The 8,537-nt window shown below is 39.7% G+C and carries 5 protein-coding genes and 1 pseudogene; 3 read left to right on the top strand and 3 right to left on the bottom strand.

The features are described from left to right. The coding region (locus VB693_RS13555; RefSeq protein WP_323266727.1) for a HEAT repeat domain-containing protein at positions 1 to 2,516 on the bottom strand (2,516 nt) is incomplete at its 3' end. Between the two features lie 1,041 nt (positions 2,517 to 3,557). Between VB693_RS13555 and nifJ the strand changes: the two genes are divergently transcribed. The 3 genes from nifJ to VB693_RS13540 all read left to right on the top strand — a co-directional run bounded on the left by nifJ (position 3,558) and on the right by VB693_RS13540 (position 7,638). Beyond that, positions 3,558 to 7,139 (top strand): pyruvate:ferredoxin (flavodoxin) oxidoreductase, encoded by a 3,582-nt coding sequence (gene nifJ / locus VB693_RS13550; RefSeq protein ID WP_323266726.1) that lies wholly within the window; start codon positions 3,558 to 3,560, stop codon positions 7,137 to 7,139. Positions 7,140 to 7,253: 114 nt separating this feature from the next. Further along, positions 7,254 to 7,508 carry a UPF0175 family protein gene (locus VB693_RS13545; RefSeq protein ID WP_323266787.1) on the top strand — a complete coding sequence of 85 codons (255 nt, stop codon included), beginning with the start codon at positions 7,254 to 7,256 and terminating at the stop codon, positions 7,506 to 7,508. Continuing rightward, complete coding sequence (locus tag VB693_RS13540) at positions 7,498 to 7,638, top strand: hypothetical protein (protein ID WP_323266725.1); 141 nt, start codon at positions 7,498 to 7,500, stop codon at positions 7,636 to 7,638. Before VB693_RS13545 ends, VB693_RS13540 begins: the two co-directional genes overlap by 11 nt. A 257-nt stretch (positions 7,639 to 7,895) precedes the next feature. Here VB693_RS13540 and VB693_RS13535 read toward each other — a convergent pair whose 3' ends face one another. Then, positions 7,896 to 8,111, bottom strand: coding sequence for a hypothetical protein (locus VB693_RS13535; RefSeq protein ID WP_323266724.1), 216 nt, complete (start codon positions 8,109 to 8,111; stop codon positions 7,896 to 7,898). Positions 8,112 to 8,251: 140 nt separating this feature from the next. Further along, a pseudogene (locus VB693_RS13530) lies at positions 8,252 to 8,537 on the bottom strand (transcriptional regulator); the annotation flags it as partial.

Below are 8,537 nucleotides of genomic sequence, written 5' to 3'. Positions count from 1 at the left end.
TTGAGAAGTTCTAGTAAGCCAGGAATTGCTTTTTCTGTACCTATTTCTCCTAACGCATATTTGGGAAAGAACCTCACTTCATCGTCTAAATCTTTGATGAGTGCCAGTAAGCCAGGAATTGCTGATTCTGAATTTATTGTTATCAGAGCGGCCGTGGCACTAACAAGCACGATATATTCTGAGTCTTTAATGAGTTCTAGTAAGCCAGTAATTGCTTTTTCTGAACCTATTTCTCCTAACGCACGTGCGGCATTAGAACGTACACTAGAGTCAGGGTTTTTTGTCATCTCAATTAATTTTTTAACTGCTACTTCTTTTTCGCCTAATGCAGCACAATACTTTTGAAATCGTACTTGATCTATTTGTTTCTCCTTCTCTTTTAACAATTGCAGAGCTTGAGTTTGAAAAGCTGTTTCATTCAGGCTACATAAAACTTGAAATACTTGTGATTTAATTTGATAACTAACTTGCAACGAATCGCTGATTTCAAGATTTACTAAATCTTGTAACATTTCTATAGATGGAGAATCTTTGGCATTTTTTAAATTTTTGATATCTTCAGCAAGGCAATTCCCAGCAAATAATAAGTCACGATGCAACCATTGTTCATATTCGCTATTCCTGCTGAGAACTCTTTTAATTGCTGTAGCCGCTTTGTTTGGTGCTTGCTGAGTAATTAATAATAGTAAGACCTCTCGCCAATGAGGGTCATGGAGATGCTGATCAATATACTCTAAAACAATATCAAAATCGTCTTGATCATCTGCTTGGTAATTAATTTCTTTAGCACACAGATATTCTTGAAATGTTTTATGCACAAAAGCATAGCAATCTTGACCTTGTTCATTAAGCAGTCCAGTACGTTCCTGAATCAAACTTAAAAAACGTTTCGCTTTTTCCTCTGCTTTATAAAGCTCAATTTCTTTCAAAGATTTGATTTCTCTTTTTAATTGGTCAAGCAAATCTTCACGAGCAATTAGTGTTCCCCCTTCTTTATCTTCTGTACTACCTTGTCCATGAATCCAAAAAGCTAATTTTCGCATCAAAAACAGTAAATCCTCAATATCAAGATTTAATAATTGCTCAATGCTAATGTCTTTGTTTCCATTCCAAGAAGTTAAGAGAGTTTCTACAGCTTTCTCATAAAGTTTGTGGCGACCTTTAGGTAAAACTGCTTGATAGCGATGAATCAGAGCAATAATAGTCAACAGCAAAGGATTACGCGCTAGCAATTTGAGACGATCATTTTTATTTATTGCTTCCCGTAAAGTTGTTTTACGTCGCTCCGCCTCTGACTTATCTTGAATACGGCTGTTATACCAACAGTTAATAAACTTTTCTATCTTCTCATCATCAAAAGCTAAAAGCTCGTAATGGTCAAACTCTTGAGTATTAAAAAAATCATGTTTATAGCCAGCAGGACGAGAGGTAATAACTGCACAATTTTTCGGAAACTGCCCTAAAAAATTCTCGATTTTTCGCACTACCTCATATCGTTTATTCTCTTGAGCAATCTCATCCAAACCATCAAAAAATATAAAAGTGCGTCCATCGTCTAACCAATATTCAAAAAAACCTACAGGTAAGGTTTTGACACATAAATTTTTTTCCACAAATTGCTTAACATATTCCAGAATGCTAGTATTTTCTTGCCTAGCAAAATCTCGTATGGAAATTATAATAGGTAAATAGTCTGCTGCTGTTATATTCAGTTGATCAATCTGCTTCTGAGCTATCATCACCACAAAATAACTCAGTAAAGTAGTTTTTCCAGAGCCAGGCGCACCTAAAAGAACAAACTTTTGGCAGTTGGTTTGACTTAAAATTTGGGAAGCCAACAATTTTCGCCCAGAAGAGTTTCGTAAAGCACGCTGTCTCTGTTCCCAAAGTAATTGTTGCTGACTTTGGCTCAAATTGGATGATAACAACTCTGTTTCTATGCTAGAGTTTAAATCATTTTGGTTATCCTCCTGCACTTCTGGTAACACAAAAATATTGACTAGCTTCTCCGATTTGTCTACTTCTTGTCCTGGTACAGCAATCCCAGCAAACTTAACATCATCAAACCAATTGACTAATTGCTGACAATAGTCTTCTTTAGCAATCTGAAACCTTATACAATTATCTGTATTTTCAAAATAAGTTGTAACAAAAACCTCCATCCATGAATGAACATAGTCAATTTTAATTTCTTTCATTTTTGAGTCAGCTAAAGCTGCTTTTTTGAACACTTCAACTAAATAATCTACATCAGGCTTTCCCTCATTTTTTAAAGGTTTCTGTAGCTCTGATAATCCTTGTTCTTTAAAAAAATTACATAAAAATTTTGGTATAAAGTCTGGTGGGCAAGAAGAAAATAATCGGTTTTCCTGATTACAAGCTTCTATAGTTGCAGTTTTAATAGCCTTATCTAAATCACTAGGGTTAAGCCTGCTCGTAACACCACTCAGCAATGCTTTAGAAACTTCTACTGTGACAAATTCTCCTACCCATGCACCAATCATTGCACTAATCATTACTATGGTCTCCACATAATTGATTTAAATGAATAAGTATAAATTCTAGATTGATACTAGCACTAGCAGTATATCTACGATAGTAGTTAAGCTTACGTAAATTTTTTCTGATTTTCGGCTTTTTGCAAGCCTTGTATCCTTTACTGTCGGACAGCAATCGCACTTTCGGGAAACTTCCAAAGTTACAAATTTAAGCGATGAAGACTCATTAACGTTGCAAATACATGGTGTAGGAGGATTGTTACAAATCATTTCAAACTGCTACAGTCACCTATCCCGTACCTGTACCCCAGACTCAATAATTCTGAGTCTGGAAGTCTGATTAATATGTGTTTCTAGATATTGAGTACATTACTAATATTTGTTAAAAGATATATTTTTGTGAATGAGATAATAGTATGCGAAGTATTTTGCAAGCTAAACTAATAGCCAATAGCCACATTCACAATTAATACAATTAAGGATAATTACAAGTTTAAATGTTTGATTTTATATTCGGAAATTGAATATAGCGTTTCTCCTTTAATTGAGGTAAAAGCACCCCAACCCCCTCCTGACTTTTCATGTTATGTGGAAAAGCTAACGCGAAACCTAACCCCCTAACCCCCTTCCCTACTAGGGAAGGGGGAAAAGTTAAAGCCTTTCTCCTTGTAGGGAAGCAAGCTAGGTCGAGGGGTTTTCCAGATTCCGTGAAAAGTCAGAAACCCCTCCTCCCTTGCCTACGGTGTACACACAAGTCTGATAACCTAGTCCCACAAAGTTTTGATCCCCCCTAACCCCCCTTAAAAAAGGGGGGAACAAGAATCAAAGTCCCCCTTATTAAGGGGGATTTAGGGGGATCAAACCACATTCTGTACCTAGCAGAAAGATGTGTGTTCACGCTAGCCCTTGCGAAGAAGAGACGATGATTACCTCATGTGATGAAGAAACGCTATATATCACAACCAAATTCCTGGCTCTGGCTATTTTTGATGCTTCTATTCACGGGTTCTCTGCATCCAAATTAAACCAATCAATAGAAGTCGAGACGGGGAGAAAATAATGAATAAAAGCTTTGCTACGATTGACGGGAATGAAGCTGTTGCTCGTGTAGCTTACAAATTAAATGAAGTAGTAGCTATCTATCCCATTACCCCCTCTTCAGCAATGGGTGAATGGACTGATGCTTGGATGGCGGAAGGTCGTCCTAATCTTTGGGGAACTGTTCCTAGTGTGGTGCAGATGCAAAGCGAAGGCGGGGCGGCTGGTGCGGTGCATGGGGCGTTACAAACGGGTTCACTGAGTACCACCTTCACCGCTTCTCAGGGACTTTTATTAATGATTCCCAACCTCTACAAAATTGCGGGGGAATTAACTAGCACGGTTGTTCACGTTGCGGCTAGGTCTTTAGCTACCCATGCACTGTCTATTTTCGGTGATCATAGCGACGTAATGGCAGCCCGTGGTACTGGTTGTGCTTTACTGTGTTCGGCTTCAGTGCAGGAGAGTCAAGATTTTGCGCTGATAGCCCATGCTGCAACTTTAGATACACGAGTTTCATTTTTGCATTTCTTTGATGGTTTCCGTACCTCCCATGAAGTACAGAAAGTCGAGTTATTGTCAGATAATGATTTGCGATCGCTCATTAACGACGATAAAATATTCGCCCACCGCGCCCGCGCCTTGACTCCAGACCGTCCATTATTACGGGGGACAGCCCAAAACCCTGATGTTTACTTCCAAGCCCGTGAAGGCGCAAACCCCTATTACAACGCCTGTCCAGAAATAGTTCAGGACATCATGGATAAATTTGGGGAACGCACAGGCAGATTTTACAAGATTTATGAATATTATGGCGCAAGTGATGCCGATCGCGTCATTATCATCATGGGTTCTGGTTGCGAAACAGTCCATGAAACCGTAGATTACCTCAACGCCACAGGTGAAAAAGTCGGCGTTCTCAAAGTTAGACTCTATCGCCCCTTTGATGTAGACAGATTTATCCAGGCTTTACCGAATAGTGTACAGGCGATCGCAGTCCTTGATCGCAGCAAAGAACCAGGAAGCGCAGGCGAACCGTTGTATTTAGATGTGGTGACAGCCATTCATGAGGGATGGAATTCTAAAAATAACTCTCCTCACTCAGCACTTCCCAAAGTTATTGGTGGAAGGTATGGGTTATCGTCGAAGGAATTTACACCGGCGATGGTGAAGGCTGTGTTTGATAACTTGGCTCAAGCTACGCCGAAGAATCACTTTACTATCGGGATTAATGATGATGTAACGCATACATCCTTAAACTTTGACCCCAATTTCTCCACTGAACCCGATAACGTTGTCCGGGCTATGTTCTACGGTTTGGGTTCTGATGGGACAGTGGGAGCTAACAAAAACTCAATTAAAATTATTGGGGAAGGAACAGACAACTACGCCCAAGGCTATTTCGTCTATGATTCCAAAAAATCAGGCTCAATGACTGTTTCTCACTTGCGCTTCGGTTCTCAACCCATCCGTTCTACTTACTTAATTGACCAAGCTAACTTTATTGGTTGTCATCACTGGGGATTTTTGGAACGCATAGATGTATTAAAAGCGGCTGTGTCTGGGGGAACTATATTAGTTAATAGTCCCTATGATGCTGATACAGTCTGGGAACATCTACCCCTAAAAGTCCGGCGACAAATATTAGACAAGCAACTTAAACTCTACGTTATCAACGCTAATCAAGTCGCCCGTAATAGTGGTATGGGTGGCAGGATTAATACTATCATGCAGGTATGTTTCTTTGCCTTAGCTGGAGTCTTACCACAAGAACAGGCGATCGCTAAAATTAAACAAGCGATTGAAAAGACTTATGGTAAAAAAGGCGCGGAAGTTGTCCGCATGAACCTACAAGCGGTAGACCAAACCCTAGAGAATTTACATCAGGTGCAAGTCCCCATCAAGGAAAAAGGCAAATGGATAGATGAAGAACAGTCTACCCAAAGTCCCTTTCCCAGCAGCGTCCCGGCATTTATACAGGAGGTTCTGGGGAAAATTATGGTGTGGCAAGGTGATGACTTACCTGTCAGTACATTACCACCAGATGGGACATTTCCCACAGGTACAGCGAAATGGGAAAAACGTAACGTTGCTGAAGAAATCCCCGTATGGGAAACAGATATCTGCGTTCAGTGCAATAAGTGTGTAATGGTGTGTCCCCATGCGGCAATTCGCGCTAAGGTTTATCAACCGAGTGAGTTAGTGAATGCGCCGTCTACCTTCAAGTCAGTCAACGCCAAAGATAAAGACTTCGCTAACCAAAAATTTACCATCCAAGTAGCCCCAGAAGACTGTACAGGCTGCGCTATTTGTGTGAATGTCTGCCCAGCTAAAAATAAATCTGAGCCATCTTTAAAAGCGATTAACATGGCACAGCAGCTACCTTTACGGGAACAGGAAAGAGCAAATTGGACTTTCTTTTTGAATTTACCCAACCCTGACCGACGACAGCTAAAACTCAACCAAATTCGCCAACAACAACTGCAAGAACCATTATTTGAATTTTCCGGTGCTTGTGCTGGATGTGGTGAGACACCTTATCTAAAATTATTAACACAACTATTTGGCGATCGCGCAGTTATTGCTAACGCCACTGGTTGTTCTTCCATTTACGGCGGAAACCTCCCCACCACCCCTTGGACGAAAAACGCCGATGGTAGAGGCCCCGCATGGTCAAATAGTTTATTTGAAGATAACGCCGAATTTGGTTTTGGCTACCGTCTCTCACTAGATAAGCAAACGGAATTCGCGGCGGAACTATTACAGCAGTTCAGCACCGAAGTAGGGGATAATTTAGTTAATTCCCTCCTCAAAGCCGAACAAAAAACCGAGACTGATATTTGGGAACAGCGCGATCGCGTAGAGTTATTAAAACAACAGTTGGATAAAATCCAGACTTTTGATCCCAATCTCAAATCCAAAATCCACAATCTCAAATCCCTCGCTGATTACCTAGTGAAGAAAAGCGTCTGGATAGTCGGCGGTGATGGTTGGGCTTATGATATTGACTTTGGTGGTATTGATCATGTGTTAGCCAGTGGTCGCAACGTCAATATTTTAGTCATGGATACGGAAGTATATTCCAATACCGGGGGACAATCTTCCAAAGCCACCCCCCGCGCCGCCGTCGCCAAATTCGCCGCCAGTGGTAAGCCTGCGCCGAAGAAAGACTTGGGTTTAATGGCGATGAATTACGGTAATGTTTATGTGGCGAGTGTAGCGTTAGGTGCAAAAGATGACCAAACACTCAAAGCATTTATAGAAGCTGAAGCTTTTGACGGGCCATCATTGATTATTGCTTACAGCCATTGCATCGCCCACGGCATCAATATGACCACCGGGATGAACCATCAAAAAACCCTGGTAGAGTCAGGACGCTGGTTATTGTATCGCCATAATCCATTGTTGCGAGAACAGGGCAAAAATCCCTTACAGTTAGATATGCGATCGCCTACTCAATCAGTAGAGCCATCCATGTATCAAGAAAATCGCTTCAAAATGCTCACCAAGAGTAAACCAGAAGTTGCTAAAACACTGCTAGAACAAGCACAAGCTGAAGTTGATGCACGTTGGCAGATGTATCAATATTTAGCGAATAGGTAGTAGTTGCTTTTTTCCATAACCCTGATTTCTTCAAGAAGTCAGGGTTATAATTTTTTTGCTAATTCAAAATTGATTTATAATGAAAAATATAAAATAATTGTACTTTATCATTTTATGCGAACTGTAGCAATTCAATTACCAGAAACAGTTTTTTCAGCACTTCGCAAAAACCCTGAAGAATTTGTTCAAGAAATGCGAATTGCGGCAGCTGTCAAATGGTATGAATTAGGTGAAATATCACAAGCTAAAGCATCAGAAATTTCTGGACTGACTCGTGCTGAATTTATCAATGCTTTAGCACGCTATCAAGTGGATTTTATGCAATATACGGACCAAGAGTTAGCAGAGGAACTGATGAATGCCGATTAGTCGCGTCATTGTTAACTCTTCACCTTTAATTGTTCTTTTAAAAAGTCAACAAGCTCAATTAATCCCACAATTATTCACACAAATTTTAGTACCATCCGGTGTTATTGAAGATAATTACAACGAAAAATGACACCGCATCAAAACTATTACCAAGTATTTTGTGACAACTTTCATTGATGTTCCTGTAATGTAAGGAACATTATTTTCATCAACTAGGATATGTCTATATTCAGTAGTGGCTTTTTCAGACATTATTTCTATTAATCCTGTGTTCTAAAATATCTCTAACTATTTTATCAAGCAATTCTTATGTTTTGGCTCTAATTAATTATTTTTCTGATAATCCACTTGCTTTAGCAATCTCATCAGGAATGACTAAACTCATTTTTAATTCCTGTGTTTTAAAATATCAGCAACCATTTCATCAACTAATTCAGAATCATCAGCCCATTTCCCGATAAATTTATCATTAAGAATTTCTGGTTGAGTGAGATGCCCAATCATTGCTGTAATTAAATCTGACACTTGGCAATTATAGGTTTGTGCCAATTGGTTGATTTTGGCAAATGTTTCTTGATCGAGTTCTATTTCTAGTTTTTGCATAGGTGATTAAGAAGTTGGAAATTAACAGCTTACATTAATTATAAGTGAATGGACTTTGTTTACCCCCGAAACCAAGAGCGAACCCAACGCCAAAACCGACGCAACCACGCCCAAAAACTACAAACAGAAGATATCAGGTTTCATCTTCTAAACTGGAAACGGATTAAACGCCATAAAATTAATAGAATCACCCATATAATGGCAAAGGGAAAGGCTATCAGACCAAAAATGAAACACAAAATAAACTGAAACCAACCACGTTGAGCGAATTTTATTAGTGATTTTAGCCACTGAGGAGAAGGCATAGCTTCAAAAGGAAGCTCAAGTTCTTGGAAAATCAACTGGGCTTGATACGAGGCTGCAAATGCTTCTCGAATTTTGCCACACCGATGATAAGCATTGCCTAACGCGATTAAGGAATTACCT

Origin of the sequence: Anabaena sp. UHCC 0399, from assembly GCF_034931465.1 — a bacterium.
GTDB lineage: Bacteria > Cyanobacteriota > Cyanobacteriia > Cyanobacteriales > Nostocaceae > Trichormus > Trichormus minutissimus.
The sequence above is the reverse complement of the archived record's forward strand: the minus strand, read 5'-3'. Positions and strand labels throughout refer to the sequence as shown.

Excerpts from the sequence above, each read along its gene's own strand:
- nifJ (WP_323266726.1), top strand. The coding sequence starts at position 3,558 with ATGAATAAAAGCTTTGCTACGATTGACGGGAATGAAGCTGTTGCTCGT.
- VB693_RS13540 (WP_323266725.1), top strand. The coding sequence starts at position 7,498 with ATGCCGATTAGTCGCGTCATTGTTAACTCTTCACCTTTAATTGTTCTT.
- VB693_RS13535 (WP_323266724.1), bottom strand. The coding sequence starts at position 8,111 with ATGCAAAAACTAGAAATAGAACTCGATCAAGAAACATTTGCCAAAATC.
- VB693_RS13545 (WP_323266787.1), top strand. The coding sequence starts at position 7,254 with ATGCGAACTGTAGCAATTCAATTACCAGAAACAGTTTTTTCAGCACTT.